Origin of the sequence: Nonomuraea sp. B12E4 (assembly GCF_039871825.1) — a bacterium.
Classification (GTDB): Bacteria; Actinomycetota; Actinomycetes; order Streptosporangiales; family Streptosporangiaceae; genus Nonomuraea.
Window position 1 is genome coordinate 1 of record NZ_JBDPME010000020.1, and the last position, 16,839, is coordinate 16,839.

At 68.6% G+C, this 16,839-nt stretch carries 14 protein-coding genes; 7 read left to right on the forward strand and 7 right to left on the reverse strand.

What is annotated here, in order from left to right; all coding sequences use genetic code 11:
* Positions 1-285 precede the first annotated feature (285 nt).
* Positions 286-576, forward strand: coding sequence for a hypothetical protein (locus tag ABGB18_RS33895; RefSeq protein ID WP_347699740.1), 291 nt, complete (start codon positions 286-288; stop codon positions 574-576).
* Between the two features lie 189 nt (positions 577-765).
* Here the strand turns inward: ABGB18_RS33895 and ABGB18_RS33900 are convergent, their stop codons facing one another.
* From ABGB18_RS33900 to ABGB18_RS33910, 3 genes are all read right to left on the reverse strand, one after another.
* Entirely contained in the window at positions 766-2,664 is a 1,899-nt protein-coding gene (locus ABGB18_RS33900) for a multicopper oxidase (protein WP_347699741.1), read from the reverse strand.
* Between the two features lie 356 nt (positions 2,665-3,020).
* Positions 3,021-3,806 (reverse strand): sigma 54 modulation/S30EA ribosomal C-terminal domain-containing protein, encoded by a 786-nt coding sequence (locus ABGB18_RS33905; protein ID WP_347699742.1) that lies wholly within the window; start codon positions 3,804-3,806, stop codon positions 3,021-3,023.
* Between the two features lie 433 nt (positions 3,807-4,239).
* Positions 4,240-4,944 (reverse strand): universal stress protein, encoded by a 705-nt coding sequence (locus tag ABGB18_RS33910; protein WP_347699743.1) that lies wholly within the window; start codon positions 4,942-4,944, stop codon positions 4,240-4,242.
* A gap of 350 nt (positions 4,945-5,294) precedes the next feature.
* On the opposite strand from ABGB18_RS33910, the gene ABGB18_RS33915 reads away from it, so the two are divergent.
* The 4 genes from ABGB18_RS33915 to ABGB18_RS33930 all read left to right on the forward strand — a co-directional run bounded on the left by ABGB18_RS33915 (position 5,295) and on the right by ABGB18_RS33930 (position 9,658).
* Positions 5,295-6,623 (forward strand): phosphoribosyltransferase family protein, encoded by a 1,329-nt coding sequence (locus tag ABGB18_RS33915; RefSeq protein ID WP_347699744.1) that lies wholly within the window; start codon positions 5,295-5,297, stop codon positions 6,621-6,623.
* A 90-nt stretch (positions 6,624-6,713) separates the two neighbouring features.
* Positions 6,714-8,114, forward strand: a complete 1,401-nt coding sequence (locus ABGB18_RS33920) for an RtcB family protein (RefSeq protein WP_347699745.1) — start codon at positions 6,714-6,716, stop codon at positions 8,112-8,114.
* Between the two features lie 22 nt (positions 8,115-8,136).
* Positions 8,137-8,556, forward strand: coding sequence for an archease (locus ABGB18_RS33925; RefSeq protein WP_347699746.1), 420 nt, complete (start codon positions 8,137-8,139; stop codon positions 8,554-8,556).
* A gap of 244 nt (positions 8,557-8,800) precedes the next feature.
* Positions 8,801-9,658 (forward strand): universal stress protein, encoded by an 858-nt coding sequence (locus tag ABGB18_RS33930; RefSeq protein ID WP_347699747.1) that lies wholly within the window; start codon positions 8,801-8,803, stop codon positions 9,656-9,658.
* 75 nt (positions 9,659-9,733) lie between these two features.
* On the opposite strand, the gene ABGB18_RS33935 is transcribed toward ABGB18_RS33930, so the two are convergent.
* Positions 9,734-12,325: a GNAT family N-acetyltransferase gene (locus ABGB18_RS33935; RefSeq protein WP_347699748.1), complete on the reverse strand. Its 2,592-nt coding sequence runs from the start codon at positions 12,323-12,325 to the stop codon at positions 9,734-9,736.
* Between the two features lie 431 nt (positions 12,326-12,756).
* Between ABGB18_RS33935 and ABGB18_RS33940 the strand changes: the two genes are divergently transcribed.
* Positions 12,757-14,430 (forward strand): GAF domain-containing protein, encoded by a 1,674-nt coding sequence (locus tag ABGB18_RS33940; RefSeq protein WP_347699749.1) that lies wholly within the window; start codon positions 12,757-12,759, stop codon positions 14,428-14,430.
* Positions 14,431-14,589: 159 nt separating this feature from the next.
* Positions 14,590-15,450 carry a universal stress protein gene (locus ABGB18_RS33945; protein WP_347699750.1) on the forward strand — a complete coding sequence of 287 codons (861 nt, stop codon included), beginning with the start codon at positions 14,590-14,592 and terminating at the stop codon, positions 15,448-15,450.
* 790 nt (positions 15,451-16,240) lie between these two features.
* Here the strand turns inward: ABGB18_RS33945 and ABGB18_RS33950 are convergent.
* Genes ABGB18_RS33950 through ABGB18_RS33960 form a run of 3 tightly spaced genes read right to left on the reverse strand, consistent with a single transcriptional unit; the run spans position 16,241 to position 16,825 of the window.
* Positions 16,241-16,453 carry a pyridoxamine 5'-phosphate oxidase family protein gene (locus ABGB18_RS33950; protein ID WP_347699751.1) on the reverse strand — a complete coding sequence of 71 codons (213 nt, stop codon included), beginning with the start codon at positions 16,451-16,453 and terminating at the stop codon, positions 16,241-16,243.
* The gene (locus ABGB18_RS33955) at positions 16,450-16,653 is read right to left on the reverse strand and encodes a DUF1918 domain-containing protein (RefSeq protein WP_347699752.1); all 204 of its coding nucleotides are present in this window, start codon (positions 16,651-16,653) and stop codon (positions 16,450-16,452) included. The genes ABGB18_RS33950 and ABGB18_RS33955 overlap by 4 nt, the downstream gene beginning before the upstream one ends.
* 16 nt (positions 16,654-16,669) lie before the next feature.
* The gene (locus ABGB18_RS33960; RefSeq protein ID WP_347699753.1) at positions 16,670-16,825 is read right to left on the reverse strand and encodes a fructose 1,6-bisphosphatase; all 156 of its coding nucleotides are present in this window, start codon (positions 16,823-16,825) and stop codon (positions 16,670-16,672) included.
* Positions 16,826-16,839 lie beyond the last annotated feature (14 nt).

A 16,839-nucleotide genomic window follows, 5' to 3' on the forward strand; every position in this document is an offset into this window, starting at 1 on the left:
AGGTACAACGCGACGGCGTCCGCCTTGAACTCCGGCGGATACGACTTCATCGCCACGTGGAACTCCTTGTCTCCGGATCTCCATCATCCGGTACTCAAGGTGTCCACGTTTCGGGGCGAGGGCCCGCGGGACCCCCGCGGCTGCAGTTGCCTGCTCGAACAGTTGCCCGCGACTCAAGGTGGACGATGTCGTGATTGACTACGAAGCTCGTTCTGGATCTTGTTGGCTGGCCGGGTACGCGCGATGAGACCCCGTATCCGCGAGCCGCGGCCGAAGGGGTTCCACGTGGTTCTCACCAACGACGGCCGTCAGATGCAGCGACCGCGGGAAGTGGCCGCTGTCGCCGCCTCTGGTCTGCACCGGATCGAATACCCGCACAAGCACCCTGGGCTGGTCGGGATGGGCGCCGCGATCGCGACGGTCGCCGCTGGATTGCCGAGCGCGCCGGCGATGCTGGAGGAATCCAGCGGACCACGCTTGATCGCTTTGCGAGGCGTCGATCCCACGGTAGCGAGTCGGCTGCGGGTGATCGATCCGGCGCTGGATTCGCCCAAATTCTGGCCCACGTCTCCGTAGTCTGGGCGGAGCCGCCGGGCGAGCTTTCGACGAGGACGGAGGTCTCAGGGTGGTCTCGACGCTAGCCGGGCACTGATTCGCCCCCGCTCCGGTCTGCTGGTTTGCGCCAGCGCGGCAGCGCCATGCACCTGATCCTGTGGTCGTCCCACGAGCACGCGGGACGACCGGGGAACGGGGGGAATGTGGTGCTCATGGGCCGATGCGATAGGGGCGCATCATCTCGTTGTCCTCGTGTTCGAGGACGTGGCAGTGCCACACGAACAGGCCCGGCCGGTCGAAGGTGGCCTTGATCCGGGTGATCTGGCTCGGGTAGGCGATGACGGTGTCCTTGAAGCCGCGCTCCCAAGCCTCCGGCGGCCTGGCGGGGCCGTGGAACGGCTGCCGGTCGATGACCTGGAACACGACCTCGTGGAGGTGGATCGGGTGGGTATCCATGGTGAAGTTGTGGATCTCCCACGTCTCGGTGGCGCCGACGGCCGGGTTCTCGGTGATCGGGTCGGACCACATCTTCGCTGTGCCGCCTCCCTCCAGGGTGCCCAGGAGCGCGACCGCCGGTCCCACGCCCGCCACGCGCTTGGAGTCCTGCTCGAGCAGCGCGACTTGACGAGTCGTACTTGCCGTGCCGAATGGGGTGAAGGCGGGCAGGGTAAGTTCTGCGGGTGGCACGGTGCGGTCGGGTTCCGTCAGCGGGCGGACCGTGAACTTCAGGACCTGCCCCGTGGTCGCGGGGTCGGCCGGGGTCACGGGGTGGCGGCCGTGGAAGGGGCCGTCCGGGGCTTCGTTGATCAGGAACAACTCCGTCCCCGGGCGTACGCCGGAGAAATCGACGATCACGTCGGCGCGTTCCGCCGGGGCCAGTAGGACCTCTCCGAGTTGGATCGGCGTGGGCAGGAATCCTCCGTCTGATCCGATCTGCCAGAAGGGCAGGGCGGCGGAGGCGGGCCGTCGAGTCAGCGGAGTCGTGACGATTTTCAGGTCGAGGAAGCGGCTGTTGCATCCGTTGAGGAGCCGGAATCGGTAGCGGCGTGGCTGGACGGGCAGGTACGGCCAGGTGCGGCCGTTGACCATCATGGTGCTGCCGTAGAACTCGGGGTTCCAGATGGGTGGTATATCGCTGTCGGGGATGTACGGCCCGGCGAATCGGTCGAACTGTCTGCGGCTCGCCGGATAGAAGAGCGAGCCGTCGGCGGCGAATGTCCGGTCCTGGATGATGATCGGTATCTCGTGTATGCCCTGGCTCCTCGTCGCCCCGAAGGCGGCTGGGCCCGGCAGGAGGCCCGGTGCGAGGTCGGCAGGGCCACCGCGCAGCAGGTAGAAGCCGGCCAGCCCGGCATAGACGTTGAGCCGGGTGATGCCGAGAGCGTGGTCGTGGAACCACATGGTCGCGGCCCGCTGCTCGTTGTCGTAATGGAAGACCGCCGATCCCGGACTCCAGGAGCCTTTGTGCTGGTCGGTGAAGGAAGCAGCGAAATCGGCATACTGCGATCCCTCGGTGGCATACCCGCCCGGGATGTCGCGTGCCGCAGGCAGGAACCAGGCCTCGGGATGGCCGTCGCTGTGGTCGGAGTTGCGTCCGCCGTGCAGGTGCGTGACGATCGGGACCGGCCCGGGGTAGCGGCCGGGCGTGGCGGTGAAGGCCGGACGTGAGTCGCGTCCGTTCCGTCCGCCGGGTGGGTTGGCCCAGTGCAGTGTCGGGTCCACCGGCAGCGGATGTGGAAGGGCTCTCCCGTGGCCGTCGACCAACTCGTTCACCCACGTGACCCGTACTGGACGGCCGACTCTGGCCTCCATCCTGAAGGCCGGGCTGCTGAAGCTTCGCGGTGTTCCCACCGCTCCGTAGCCCAGTACCGTCGTGGCTGGGCTGCCGGGCGGCAGGATCTGCAGGCGGAGCCGTCGCACGCCGATCACGTACCGGTCGGCCGGGCCGTCCTTCGAGGCGGCCGGCATGATGGAGGGCACCGGCAGGGGGACGACGTACTTGGCGATGGAGGCGGGGTTCATCCGGCCGCCCCGGAGCGCCCCGGCAGGATCCGGGGGAGAGGTGAGGAGGGCCACCCCGCCTGCCAGGAACCCCCGTCTCGTGATCATCTCTACCTCCTGTTCAAGGCGGGCACCAGGAGAACGCCGCTTGCGGCCTCTGATGGCCGCACAGCCACCTCCGGAAATCAGACAGAAGCGCCTGACATGGGATATATGCCCTGCTTGCGCTGGGCGATCCCCCGCCGTGTGCCAACTGGAGATCAGCGACGAGTACAGGCACTCCCGCCTCAGCAGCGCGCCCTTGCCGGCCTTATCGAACCGGTCGTATTCCTCCAGGATCCGGGCCCTTACCGGCGGCGGAGTGGGAACGCGGACGCTGGCTTGCGCACCGGCGTGGGCCGTGGTGACTTCACGCCGATCTCCGTAGCGGGCAAGCCTTCCGCCATGTAGGCGAAGCCGACTGATCATCTGCGGGGTGTGATGAGGCCGTAGTGGCCGCCGTAACGGTGGTAGACGAGGCTGCCCCGCCCCGTGCCGGCGTCGGCGAAGAAGATGAATGGCATACCGGTGGTTTCCAGACGCTCGACCGCTTCACTGATGGAGAGGACGGGTGCTGGAACGGAGCTGACCGTGAGTGGGATCGACACCGGGCCGAGCCTGTGGGGCATGGGGACGATCTGCGCGAGCCGGTAACCGTCCCGGTTGTGGTAGATGACGCTGTCCTGGCCGGTTTCCGCCTCGGTGAACAGGTAGAAGTCGTAGTCGAACTGTTCCATGTCGAAGGCCGCCTCATCGGGCGTAGCCCAGGCCAGCTCGTAGGCCTTGTGCCGGACGATCTCGCGTTCTCCCCCGATCCGGGGGGAGTAGGGCAGCGGGCGACGGTGAGGACTGGAGCGCCGCCACTCGTCGTCGGCGTCCTCTGGGCGTCGCCCACGCAGGTTCTCCCCGTCCCCGCCGGCATGGCGCAGCCGGACCCGGAGCCGGTCGCCGAGCAGCCGGATGGCTTGGTGTATGGACTCGCCGACCGCCTGAGCGCGGACGAGCCGCCCGCTGACGTCGATGTTCGCCTGCGCGGTGCACGGACAGAACACAACTGGATCGGCCGAGGCGCTGAGCTTGACCCGGGCGAAGAGCACTGGCTCGTGGGCGAACGACGTCGCTGCCGCCACCACCTCGCGGGCATCGTCGACTGCACCGGGTGAGATGGTGCCGCGTGTTTCCACCCGTACCTCGCGGGGGTCAAACGTCACGGAGGCGTGTCGACTGCTCATGCCGTGTCACGTCCCTTCTGATGAGGCCGGCAGCAAGCGGCAGTTCGCGGGCGAGCCGTGCGGCCTGCTCGGGGTGCGTCTGCCCCGGGCTTCTCCACCGGCCCGGCCGCCAGACCGCGCGCGAGCGCCAGAATGGCTTCGGCCAACGCTTGGATCCGCTTCTCGGCTTTGCCGACCCGGGCCTTGACAAGATTCAGTTCGAGCTCTAGCGGCTGCGTCTCCTCGGTTGCGGGAACCGCATCGGGCTTGGGGTCAAGGCATCAGGGCCATCTCCCAGGCAGTGCTCTCCTTCCCTACCTTTGCCAGGGTCGGCATCCGCATCACAGGGACTTACGTCCCTCGGTGGCAGGTCCATGGTCCCCCCCGGCAACGAGGACCGTCACGGTGCCCAACCGCCCGCGCCGGGCTACATTCATCCTCCGGGCACCACCGCGACGGGGCAGGGAGAGTGCTGGGCAAGGAACTCCGCCGTGCCGAACCACTCGGCGCGCTTGCGCCCCACCACGACGAGCGTCGCCTGATCGCGGGCAGCTTCCGTCTGGACGCGGACTTCCGGATGGCGATCCGCCCACTTGGTCACGTCCACCGGGGCGGACACCGGCACCTGGCGCAGGGCGGCCTCGCCGAACGCGAATTCCAGGACCGAGGCGTCCGGCTCGGTGCCCGCCACGACGACGGGTCCGAGATGTGTCGCGGCGGGCAGGGGCCCTGGGCCGCGTACGACGATCACGGGACAGTCCGCGTGGGCGGCGACGTATCCGGCGACCGAGCCGACGACAACTCTGGGCAGCGCGCTCAGCCCACGGGAGCCGACCACGACGAGCGCGGCATGGCTGGAGAGCTCGACCAGGCGTTGTGCGGCGGGGCCTTCGTACAGGTCGGTTTCCACGTGTAGCCCGGAACTGGACGAGCGGGCGCAGTCGGCGCCGTGCCACAGCACGTGCTCGGCGGCCTTGCGCAGGTGGGCCTTGGCCTCCACGTGCGCCTCGCCGTAAGGCCATTGCCAGGCATGGGAAACGGTCAGCGGGAGCTTACGCAGCTCGGCCTCGTCCAGGGCCCAGTCCAGGGCCTGCACCGAGAAGTCCGAGCCGTCATAGCCGAGCACGATGTGATTCATGTTCGCGTACTCCCCCATCAAGGGTACGGAATCAACCGCCTCCAGTCTCGGAGAGCGGCCCCGAGTCCTTCCAGGGCCGGGTGACCCGGCCTGCCGGGACCTTGGTCCCAAATCCGGTTCCATCGACGCGCTCGGATGGAGTCGTGGCCGCAGGAAAGACCCTCCGGCGTCGTCACCCCGCGCGTGAACGGCCGTCTGCGTAACGCGAACAGTGGGGATCGCAGTCGTCGCGGTGCCGGGCAGGTTCACAAATAGGGACCTTCGACCCTACCCATGGGGCCGCTTGCACTCGGATGGTGAGGGGAGGAGGTCTTCCAAGCCGCCGACGTGGGGCTTTGGGGGTGCGGATAGTGTTCGCCGATCGTCATGACGCAGGTGTGCGCCTGGCCGAACGAGTGGCTGGACTGATCACGGATGAGAATGTGGCGGTCCTGGGGCTGCCAAGGGGCGGCGTACCGGTGGCCTTCGAGGTGGCCCGGGCCTTGGGTGCGCCGCTGGATGTGATCATGGTACGTAAGCTTGGGGTGCCGTTCCAGCCCGAGCTGGGATTCGGTGCAATCGGAGAAGGCGGCGTACGCGTGATCAATGCGAACGTCGTCCGGATGGCGAATGCCACGCCCGAGGAGATGACCAAGGTCGAGGAGCGCGAGGAAGCCGAGCTACGGCGCCGTGCGCATCGCTTCCGTGCCAGTCGCGCGCCGGTCGACCTCGCAGGCCGTACGATCATCGTGGTAGACGACGGGGTCGCCACGGGCAGCACCGCTCGTGCCGCTTGCCGGGTGGCTCGTGCGAGTGGGGCCTCGCGCGTGATTTTGGCAATCCCTGTTGGGGTGCCGGACACGATCGCGAGTCTGCGCAAAGACGCCGACGAGGTGATCTGCCTGGAGACGCCTGCCGCTCTCTACTCCATCGGGGCCTGGTACGTCGACTTCACTCAGATCACTGATGAGCAAGTGGTCGAACTGCTGCATCGGGCCGCGAACCCGGTGGCCAAGGGCATGCCTGAGAAGGGGAGCGTGCCGGAATCCGCCTCGCCGGAGATCGCCGCTGAGGTGCTGGTGGATGTCGGTCCTGTCCAGTTGCCAGGGCAACTCACCATTCCGGAGAAGGCCGAGGGAATGGTGGTCTTCGTGCACGGCAGTGGCAGCAGCCGGCACAGCCCGCGCAACCGGTATGTGGCCTCGCTGCTCAACCGCGCGGGACTGGGTACCTTGCTTTTTGATCTGCTCACGGTCGAGGAGGAGTATGACCGCGGCAACGTGTTCGACATCGAGTTGCTGGCCGAACGGCTCTCGCAGGTGACAGGTTGGCTTACCGATCACCAGGTTGTGGACCTGCCGGTGGGCTATTTCGGCGCCAGCACCGGAGCGGCGGCCGCGCTGTGGGCCGCGGCGGAACCGGGCAGCCAGGTGGCCGCTATTGTCTCACGAGGTGGACGACCGGACCTGGCCGGACCGCGGCTGTCCGCGGTGCGGGCGGCGACGCTGTTGATCGTGGGCAGCCGGGACGAACTGGTGGTTGATCTCAATCAGGCGGCGCTAGAGCGAATGCGCTGTGAAAACCGCCTCGAGATCGTCCCTGACGCTACGCATCTCTTCGAGGAGCCCGGAGCGCTGGAAAGCGTCGCCGACCTGGCACGCGACTGGTTCGCCGACCATTTCAGGACAAGCCTGGGTTGAGAGGCCCGGCGTTGCCTGCGCCGATACCTGGTTCCGCCAGCCGGAACCCGGACTCCTATATGGGCAATCTGCACTATGGGGGCGGAAGACATGATCCAGCTCGTCGAGGAGACGCCCTATCGCTTCCGCATCGAGCGGCACGGATCGATGCGAGTGCCCGGCGTCGTCCTGGCCTCCCGTGCGCTGCTTCCGGAGGACCAGGCGCTGCGGCAGGTCGTCAACGTGGCCGCACTGCCGGGCATTGTCCGCGCCTCCTACGCCATGCCCGACCTGCACTGGGGATACGGATTCCCGATCGGCGGCGTGGCCGCCACCGACATCGCGGCCGGAGGTGTGGTCTCCCCGGGCGGGGTCGGCTTCGACATTTCCTGCGGAGTACGGCTGCTCGCGGCAGGCATCGATCGCGACCGGCTGGCACCCTTGATGAACCGGCTCCTGGATCGCCTCGATCATGTCATCCCGCGCGGTCCCGCCCGTGGCGCCGTCTGGCACCTGGCCGGGCGGCCACAGCTGGAAAGGGTCCTGTACGGCGGTGCCCGGTACGCCGTCGACCAGGGCCACGGCGTGGCGCGGGATCTGGAACGCTGCGAGGACTTCGGCGGGATCGTTGACGCCGACACCTCCCAGGTCGGCTCCCGCGCCATGGAGCGAGGGCTGAACCAGGTGGGCAGCCTCGGCTCCGGCAATCACTTCCTGGAGATCCAGGCGGTCCAGGAGGTGTACGACGAGGCGGTGGCAGCTACCTTCGGCCTCCATCGCGGCCAGGTGTGCGTGATGATCCACTGCGGTTCGCGCGGGCTCGGCCACCAGATCTGCACGGACCACGTACGCGCGATGGACAAGGTGATGCCGCATTACGGCATCACGGTGCCCGACCGGCAACTCGCCTGTGCCCCGGTCGATTCCCCCGAAGGCCGCGCGTACCTCGGTGCCATGGCCGCCGCGGCCAATTACGGGCGTGCCAACCGGCAACTGCTCGGCGAGGCCACGCGGCGGGCCTTCCTGGACATCGCCGGCAGCGGCCTGGACCTGGTGTATGACGTCTCGCACAACCTGGCGAAGATCGAAACGCACGACGGCGCGCGGCTGTGCGTCCACCGCAAGGGGGCCACTCGGGCGCTGCCGCCGTACCATCCCGATCTACCGGCCGATCTGGCCCCGGCAGGCCAGCCCGTGCTGATTCCGGGCACCATGGGCACCGCCTCTTACGTGCTCACTGGCGTTTCCGGCGGTGAGGCGTTCCACTCCACCTGCCACGGCGCGGGCCGTACTCAAAGCCGTCACCAGGCGGCGCGTTCCATCAGCGGCAGGCAACTGCGCGACCGGCTGGAGGCGCAGGGCATCGTCGTACGCGGTGCGACCTGGCGCGGGCTGGCCGAGGAGACACCCACGGCCTACAAGGACATCGACGCCGTGATCACAGCCAGTGAGGGGGCAGGGCTATGTCGTAAGGTGGCCCGCCTGATGCCCCTCGGCGTCGTCAAAGGATGAGCGACAGGAAAGGGAAACGCCGATGAGCACCTATGCCGGGCACCGTGCCCTTCCTCACACCGCCGACACCCGTATCGAGGCATGGGCACCGACGACCGGGGAATGCATCGCCCAGGCTGTGCTCGGCACGGTAGAGAGCTTCCTCGACCTGCGCGGCGCCGCCGCCACAGGAGCGCTCGACCTTCACATCGAGCCCGGCGAGCCCAAGGATCAATTGGTGGCGGCCCTGGAGGAGGTCATCTACCTGATGGACACCACAGGACAGATCCCGATCAAGGTGCTGACCGTACAGCAGGCGAACCATCTGATCCTCCGCCTGATCATGGCCGACCTGACGACCGTTCCCCAGACCGGGGCGGTCCCCAAGGCTGTCACCTTGCACCAGTTGACCTGCGAACACCATGTAAGTCAGTGGGCCTGCAGGGTGACTCTGGACGTGTGAACGGGAGTTCGAGGGGCTGGCGCGCCCGATGGCCGGGTCCTTTCCGGGAGGGCGGATGCTCCGAGTCGAGACCACCTCGCCGATGGCCGATATGTACGGCGTCGCGGCCGCACCGATGACGTCAAGCGCGTCTACACGGACGGTGTCCTGAAGGCCGGCGGGTGCCGGGGGAAGGCCGTTGGGCGCCGGCGATCGGATCACCATGGGCGGTGTCAAGGGCCTGCTCACCAGCGATGGAGGGACGATGATGAACAGAGCGATCGTCGTGGGCGTCGATGGTTCCCGGGCCGCGTGGTCGGCACTCGCCTGGGCGGCCGAGGACGCCGAACGCCGGAGCATTCCGCTGCGCATCGTCCACGTGCGTGAGCCCTGGCTGGCCGAGCACCCGCTCACCGCTTCCAGCGACGAGGAGACCTTGACCGAGCGGTGCCGGCAACTGCTCGAGAGCGCGGCCCGGCGGGCCAGTGCTCTCGCCCCCACGGCGCGGATCTCGGCGGTCCTGGTCACCGGGGCGGTGATCGAGCGGCTCAAGACCGAGTCGGACAGTGCCGAGACCGTGGTGGTGGGGAGCAGGGGGTGGGGCGGGTTCAGCGGGTTGGTGCTCGGCTCGGTCGGACTGGGCCTGGCTGGGTATGCCAAGAGCCCCTTGGTCGTCGTCAGGAGGCTCCCACGGGGAGACAGCGGCGAGATCGTGGTGGGCTACGACGGCTCGCCGTGCGCGGACCTGGCGCTGGAGTACGCCACGACGCAGGCATCCGCCCGTAACGCACCCCTTCGCGTGCTCTATGGCAGGCGATACCCGATCGCGGCTCCGCATCCCGTCGGGTACGGGCCATTGCCGGTCGACGAAGCGCCTGAGGTCGGGCAGCGCCTGATCGCGTGGCGGGAGAAGCACCCCGGCGTTGAGCTGATCGAGTCGATCGTCCGCGAGCATCCCGTTCCGGCCCTGGCCAAGGCCTCGCGGGCAGCCGAGCTCGTGGTGGTGGGATCGCGCGGGCAGGGTGGATTCACCGGTCTGATGCTCGGCTCGGTCAGCCATGGAGTCCTGCACCGGGCGCACTGCCCGGTGGCCGTGGTCAGCGGCTTGTGGAGGCACTCATGACCGGTCGATCACCTTCACAGGTCGCCCGACAGAGGAGACGCCGAGTGCGGGAGCCCCGTGCGGGGCAGTCGTTGGTCAACGCAGCCGCCGCAGCGGCAGCGGGGGCCGCGGCTCGCAGGGGGCCACCCTGATCCGGGCGTCTACCGTGGTGGCGCCGTCGGGGGTGACGATGACGGGGTTGAGATCGAGTTCGGCGATCTGCGGCAGGTCTTCGAGCAGCCGGCCGATGCGGACGATCTGATCGGCCAGAGAGTCGACATCGGCGGGTGGGGAGCCGCGGTAGCCATGCAGCAGGGGGGAGCAGCGCAGCTCATTGAGCATTTCGTGGGGGTTGACGACGGGAGGTACGCGGAAGACGCGATCGGCCACCAGATCGGCCGCGACGCCGCCCATCCCGGCCATGACCAGCGGTCCGAACGCCGGGTAGTTCACGCCACCCACGATGATCTCGACTCCGGCGGACAGCATGGGCTGGACGATCGCGCCGGTCATCTTGGCGCCGATCCGCGCCGACATGTCGTGGTACGCCTGCCGTACCTCGTCGGTGCTCCGGAGATGGAGACGGACGCCGCCGACCTCGCTCTTGTGGACAGGGCCGGTGGCCTTGAGGACGGCGGGCAGCCCGACGCGGGAGGCCGCCGCCGCGGCGGCCTCCGGGCCGTCCACGGCGACGGATTCCACCAGCGGCACGCCGTAGCAGCCGAGTAGCCGGGCCGTGCCGGCGGGTGACAGCCAGTCACCGTTCGGGTGTGTCGTCAGCTCCGCCTGCACGATCTGCCGGGCGGTCCTTTCGTCGGCCGGTGGAGGTGCCGGCACGGGTTCGTCCGGGCGGTTGCGCCATTCGGCGTAACGGACGACGTGGGCCAGGGCCTGGGTGGCCTGTTCGGGGAAGGCATAGCTCGGTACGCGGCCGTCGATCAGGCCGTCGTGGCCGACGACGCAGGCCAGCACCGTCTTGGCCGCTGTCTTGGTGGCGCTGGCGATGGCCTGACGGGTCGCGTCCAGGCCATCACCGAAGGGCGGCGTGTACACGACGAGGACCACGTCCGTGTCGGGACAGGCCGCGAGCGCCTCGACGGCCGCACCGATCTCGGCGGCGGTGGCACCGGCGGTCAAGTCGACCGGATTGCCCAGTGCCGCGGCGACCCCGGCGTTCAGCAGTCCGGACGGCAGCTCGGGCACGAGCAGGCCGTGCCGCTCGCACGCGTCGGCGGCCATCGCCTGCGGCCCACCCGAGTTGCCCACGATGACCACCCGGCGACCGCGCGGCAGCGGCTGTGCGGCCAGCAGCCTGGCGGTGTCGATCAGTTCGGGGACGCTGTCGAGCCGGATGACGCCCGCGGCGCGGGTGAGCGCGTCCACCGCCACGTCAGGGGTCGCCGCGGCGGCGGTGTGCGAGCGGACGGCCCTGCTGCCGGCTTCGCCCCGCCCGCTCTTGACCAGCAGCACCGGCTTGCGCCTGCCGACCCGGCGGGCGATGCGGGCGAATTTGCGCGGATTGCCGAACGACTCCAGATACATCGCGATCACGCCGGTGTCGTCGTCGTCCTCCCAGTACTCCAGCAGGTCGTTGCTGCTGACATCGGCCTTGTTGCCGACCGAGACGAACGAGGAGACCTCCAGCCGGTCCAGCAGCGCCGCCCCGATGGCACCGGACTGGGACATCAAACCCACGCACCCTCGGACGGGATGACAGGGAAGGAAGCTGGCGTTCAACCAGGCCCCGGTGTTGATGACGCCAAGGCAGTTCGGGCCGATGAGCCGCATTCCCGCCGTACGGCAAAGCGACAGCAACTCCGACTCCGCCTCATGCTGCCCTGCCTCGGCGAACCCCGAGCTCAGCACCACCAGCCCGGCCACTCCCGCGTCCGCGCAATCGCGGGCCACCTGCGGCACCTGCGGGGCGGGCACCGCCACGACCGCCAGATCCACGCCGCTGGGCACCTTGCTGTGGCAGGCCAGGCCGGCGATCTGGGTGGCGTTCGGGTTGACAGGGTAGATCGGCCCGCAGAAGCCGACCTCGATGAGGTTGCGGATCACCTTGTGGCCGACGGCCCGCTCGTCGCGGCTCGCGCCGATCACCGCTACCGAACGGGGCGACAGCACCCGTTCCAGCGAGGCCCGCTGCGCCTCGTGGTCGCGAGACTCGATGGCCGCCAGCAGCGCGGGAGTGGGCTCGGCGGCGATGCTGAAGTGCAACGTGCCGTCCTCGAAGCGCTGCGTCACCGTCAGCCCGAGGTCGCGCAGCACCTTGATCATCGGCTGGTTCTCGGCCAGCACGTCGGCCACCAGTTCGCGCACGCCGTGTTCGGCGGCGTCCATCGCGACGTGCTCCAGCAGCAGTGTGCCGAGGCCGAGCCCGTGCACCGCGTCGTCCAGAAGAATGCCCAGTTCGGCGCGGCCGCGGTCCAGGGGGATGTACTCGGCGACCGCGACCAGCCGGTCGTGCAGGCGGGCCACCCGGGCGTGGCCGCTGTAGGTGTCACTGGTGATGCGGTCGATGTAGGCGTGCGCGCTGTTGCGACCGCCGGTGAAGAAACGCAGGTAGGCGGAGCGTTCTGACGAGCGGTTCACCAGGTCGTGCAGGGCCTCACGGTCGGTGCGGCAGAGCGCGCGCACGTACGCGATGCCGCCGTTACGCAACAGGACGTGACATCCCTCGGACATTCCGGATCTCGGGGTCCTCATGGGTTGCGCGGATGCAGGCGACATGGACGTGAAGCACCTCCCAGCACCGAGACTGCCCGATGAGCCGATGCGCGGACAGGGCCGGACGACCCTCACCTTTGGCCCGAAGGTCCCCTGTGGTGCTGACGTCGGCTCGGATGACGGCCGGTACGCAGCGATGCTGGTGGCCTGCGCTGACTTCGATCCGCGTCCAGAGAAGCCGGGCCGGGGCGGGCAGGCTGTTGGCGCCGATGCCCACAACAAACGGCCGAAGATCGCTCACGTGTTCCGGACCTGTTCATGGGCAGGGGAGCGTACGGAGAGCCTTCCGGTGATTGGCTTCTTCGACGGCCGGGGGAGGCCATTGACCAGGCGCGGGCGAGACGTGTCTTGTGAGGCTGATGCCTATGAGCGGGGGCGAGGATTGGCCGTTGGTTCCTTCGACGCGGCTGGATGAGCTGCTGGCGGAGCTGCAGAGCCGGCTGAAGGCTGTGCTGGCCGCCAGGGACCGGGTGCACGCGTTGCTGGGCGCGGTCGTGTCGATAGGCGGCGAGCTGGATCTGCAGACCGTGCTGCGGCGCATCGCGGAGACGGCCACGGAACTGGTCGATGCCCGCTACGGCGCGCTGGGCGTCGTCGGGCAGGACAACACGCTCGTCCAGTTCATCCCGGTCGGGGTGAGTGAGGAGGAGATAGCCCGCATCGAGCACTGGCCGCACGGACGGGGCCTGCTCGGGTTGCTGATCAAGGATGCCCGTCCGCTGCGACTGAGCCGCATCTGCGACCATCCCGAGTCGTACGGCTTCCCGTCCGGGCATCCGCCCATGGTCGGTTTCCTCGGGGTGCCCATTCGGGTGCGCGACAAGGTTTTCGGCAACCTTTACCTGACCGAGAAGCGCGACGGCGGCGAGTTCGACGAGGAGGACGAGGCCGTTGCCGTTGCCCTGGCGACTGCGGCGGGGGTCGCCGTGGAGAACGCCCGGCTGTATGAGGACTCGCGCAGGCGCGAGACGTGGCTGAAGGCCTCCGCCGAGGTGACCACGCACCTGCTGTCGGGAGCCGAGCCGCGCGAGGTGCTGTCGACCGTGGTGGCGCATGCCCGGGAGATGAGCAACGCCGACCTGGTGCAGTTGCTGCTGCCCGACCCGAGCGGGCGGGTGTTGATCACGGAGATCGCCGAGGGACCTGGGGCGGAGGAATCGCTGGGGACGACCTTGGAGATCGCGAACACCTTGGCGGGGGATGTGTTCACGCAAGGTGAGCCGATGGCCGAGGACGACGTGCAGGGCGTCCTGTGCCCGGACTCGTTGCTGCGCCGACTGGGGTACGGGCCGCGGCTGATGGTCCCCCTGGGCGCGGTCGAGCACGTACGCGGGGTGCTGGGGCTGGCCAAGCGGACCGGCCAGGTGCCGTTCAGCGGGGGTGATGAAGAGGTGGTCCGGTCGTTCGCCGGACAGGCGGCGATCGCACTGGAGCTGGCCGAGGCGCGCCGCGACGCTGAGCGGCTGCAACTCCTGGAGGATCGCGACCGGATCGGCAGAGATCTGCACGACGTGGTCATCCAGCGTCTGTTCGCCACCGCCATGACATTGATGAGCACGGTCCGCCTGATCGAGCGCCCTGAGGCGGCTGAGCGCGTGCGGCGCGCCGTGGACGAACTGGATGCCACCATCCGGCAGATCCGTTCGACTGTCTTCGCTCTGCAGAGCGGCACGCAGGACGGGCGAGCGGGGCTGCGGGCTCGGGTCGTCGATCTGGTGGAGGACGCGGCGGGGCGGCTCGGCTTCATGCCGGGCCTCCGGCTGGAAGGTCAGTTGGACACCAGGGTGTCCGAGCCTCTGGCTGATCATGTGCTCGCGGTGCTGCGGGAGGCCCTGTCCAACATGGCCCGGCACGCGAGGGCGAGCCGGGCGGAGGTGTCGGTTGAGCTTGGCGGTGCCTGCCTCACGGTCGTGGTCACCGACAACGGTGTCGGCCTGAGCGGGCGCAGCAGGCGCAGCGGCCTGCGCAACATCGAGGAACGGGCCCGCCAACTCGGCGGCTTCGCTGAGGTTGAGGTCCCAGAGGGTGGTGGGACACGGCTATGTTGGCGTGTCCCCGCATGACCGGGTCACGACAGGGGTAAAGCCCGGGACTGGACAGTCCACGTTTCGGCCTGACGGTCGAGTGCGTGCCTAACCTGAGGAAACGGGGGATCGCCGGCGGCAGCCGGACTGGAGAGTCCCCGTTCCAACGGTCATCGAGGAACGTGCGAGGTGGTGGTCATGGCCATGCCGATCGTCGTTGGTGTCGACGGATCAGCGCCCTCGCTCCTGGCGGCGAGCTGGGCCGGGCAGGAAGCAGCCATCCGCGACGCTCCGTTGCACATCGTCCACGCCGCCGTGCATTGGAGCCACAGCGTTCCGCTCGTCCCGCAACCTCCTACCTGGGGATCCGGCGCGGAAGCCGCGGCTCGGGAAATGCTTCACCAAGCGGCCATCCATGCCGGAGCGGGAAGACCGCGTCTGTCGATCACCACCGAGATCGTCGATGGCGGAGCGTCTGAGACGCTCGTCAACGCCGCAGAAGAAGCACAGTTGATCGTGGTGGGACACCGGGGCCGCGGGGGATTCGCCGAGCTGCTGCTTGGCTCGGTGAGCCGCTACGTCGTGGCCCGATCACCATGCCCGGTGGCCGTCATCCGGCAGCCGCACGCCGGCGATCGCGGTGAGATCGTCGTTGGCGTCACAGGGCGCGCCGGCCAGGAACCACTCCTGGACTTCGCCTTCCGCGAGGCCGCGTCGCGGTCCGCTGCCTTGCGCGCGGTACACGCCTGGGTTCATCCCGCCGTACGAGAGCCTGGTGACATGCAGCCTCTTCTCTATGACGTCGAAGGTGTGGGCGAGGAGGAATCGTTGCTGCTCGCGGAGGCCATCGCCGGGTGGCGCGAGAGGTTTCCCGACGTCACGCTCATCCAGCAGGTCGTCCACGAGCATCCGGCCAAGGCGCTGATCAATGCATCGACGAACACCGACCTCGTCGTTGTCGGGGCGCACACCGGAGCACGATCCTTGCTCGGCCTCGGAAGCACAGCTCATGCCGTGCTCCACCATTCGCGAGCGCCCGTTGTCGTGGTTCATTACTGACCGTCCGAGTACGCGGGAGTGCCGGTACGGATCTCCGCATGCTCCCTCGCGGGTGTCATGACCGCACGTTGACCCGTCGCCTCAACAGCGTGGTAGACATTCGGCCGTGCCATGACCGACTTTTGCGCTGTCGCGGGCATCACCCAAGGTGACAGGACGTGGGGAGGTGAGCGATGATCCGACTGAACGATTTCCTGGCACGGTTTCGGCCTTCCGGCGTGCCCGGGAAAGCGGCCCCCCTCAGGCGTCCCTGCCGACTACGTGGCCGACCAGGCCGACGAACTGGCACCGGTCTTCTCGGCGCTCGCCGACATCCAGGCTATGTGCGCGAACGAGCGGGAGCGGGCCCAGCGCCGTGCCGGCGATATACGGGCGCGCGCCCACGATCAGGCCGCGGCCATAGTCGCCTCGGCCCGTGCGGAGGCGAATGCGGAGCGCGCACGGTCATCGGCTCTTGCCCGCAGGCGCGATGAACAGGCCGTCGCGGAGCTTATGCGTCAGGCCGCGGCCGCCGCCGAGGGCATCCGCAGACGCTCGGCACCGCGCACTCAAAGACCGGCTCCTCCCGTTGCTGGAGGAGGCTCTGGCCGCCGTCGAACTGTCGCTGGACGAGACGGAGCGAGCCGATGCCGACCGTGCGCGCCGCATCATCGGCTCCCGACCACAGCTACCGGACAGTTGAACGGGTCCACCCACCCCGGTTTGATCGGTGGTCGCGGGCCAGACACTTTCACGCCGCGGAACCACCGGTGAGGGCCCGCGGATCAAGGCTCCTTGCTGGGCAACGGAGCTATCCGTCATCGGCCTCGAAGGAGATGACGCGGTCATGCTCGACCGCGTCGGCCATGCCGTCGCGGCTCGTCTTGATCACTACCGCTTCGCCGTCCAGGACGAAGTTCACCGGAAGCACGACCGCGCGACCGGCGGCTGTCGCCCACGCAACGCGCCCGATTCCGATGGTCTGCAGCAACGTCCCGCAAGGCGGCATCCTGACGTCGGTCACCGTCTGGGGCTGGCGTCATGGTGTTCGATGTGGGCGCCCGGTCCTGGGTAGACGAGGGTCTCGTGCTCTTCCTCAAGCCATCGGACCACGTACGGCGGTGTGCCGTCGTCGTGGTGCAGGGCGACGATGACGCCGATGCGGCGTGGGTCACCCTGATGGGTGCCTTCGATCACCAGCCTGTCCCCTATGGCTGCCTTCATGGCTCCTCCATCTCTGTCAGTTTCGGCTCGTTCCAGCCGTGGCGAGCTCGGTTGTCATGGGGGTCCAGCGGCTGGCGAGCCGCTCGGTGAGCACGGTCATGGCGGTGTACTCCAGGTCCTCCAGCGGTAGTCGGTGTGGTTCGAACGGGCCGTGGCGGCGGAAGGGGTCCATGGCCTTTTGTCCGC

Bases quoted from the DNA above. Each gene is read 5' to 3' on its own strand.
- ABGB18_RS33900 (WP_347699741.1), bottom strand. From the start codon at position 2,664: ATGATCACGAGACGGGGGTTCCTGGCAGGCGGGGTGGCCCTCCTCACC.
- ABGB18_RS33910 (WP_347699743.1), bottom strand. From the start codon at position 4,944: ATGAATCACATCGTGCTCGGCTATGACGGCTCGGACTTCTCGGTGCAG.
- ABGB18_RS33920 (WP_347699745.1), top strand. From the start codon at position 6,714: ATGATCCAGCTCGTCGAGGAGACGCCCTATCGCTTCCGCATCGAGCGG.
- ABGB18_RS33925 (WP_347699746.1), top strand. From the start codon at position 8,137: ATGAGCACCTATGCCGGGCACCGTGCCCTTCCTCACACCGCCGACACC.
- ABGB18_RS33930 (WP_347699747.1), top strand. From the start codon at position 8,801: ATGATGAACAGAGCGATCGTCGTGGGCGTCGATGGTTCCCGGGCCGCG.
- ABGB18_RS33935 (WP_347699748.1), bottom strand. From the start codon at position 12,325: ATGTCCGAGGGATGTCACGTCCTGTTGCGTAACGGCGGCATCGCGTAC.
- ABGB18_RS33945 (WP_347699750.1), top strand. From the start codon at position 14,590: ATGGCCATGCCGATCGTCGTTGGTGTCGACGGATCAGCGCCCTCGCTC.
- ABGB18_RS33955 (WP_347699752.1), bottom strand. From the start codon at position 16,653: ATGAAGGCAGCCATAGGGGACAGGCTGGTGATCGAAGGCACCCATCAG.
- ABGB18_RS33960 (WP_347699753.1), bottom strand. From the start codon at position 16,825: ATGGACCCCTTCCGCCGCCACGGCCCGTTCGAACCACACCGACTACCG.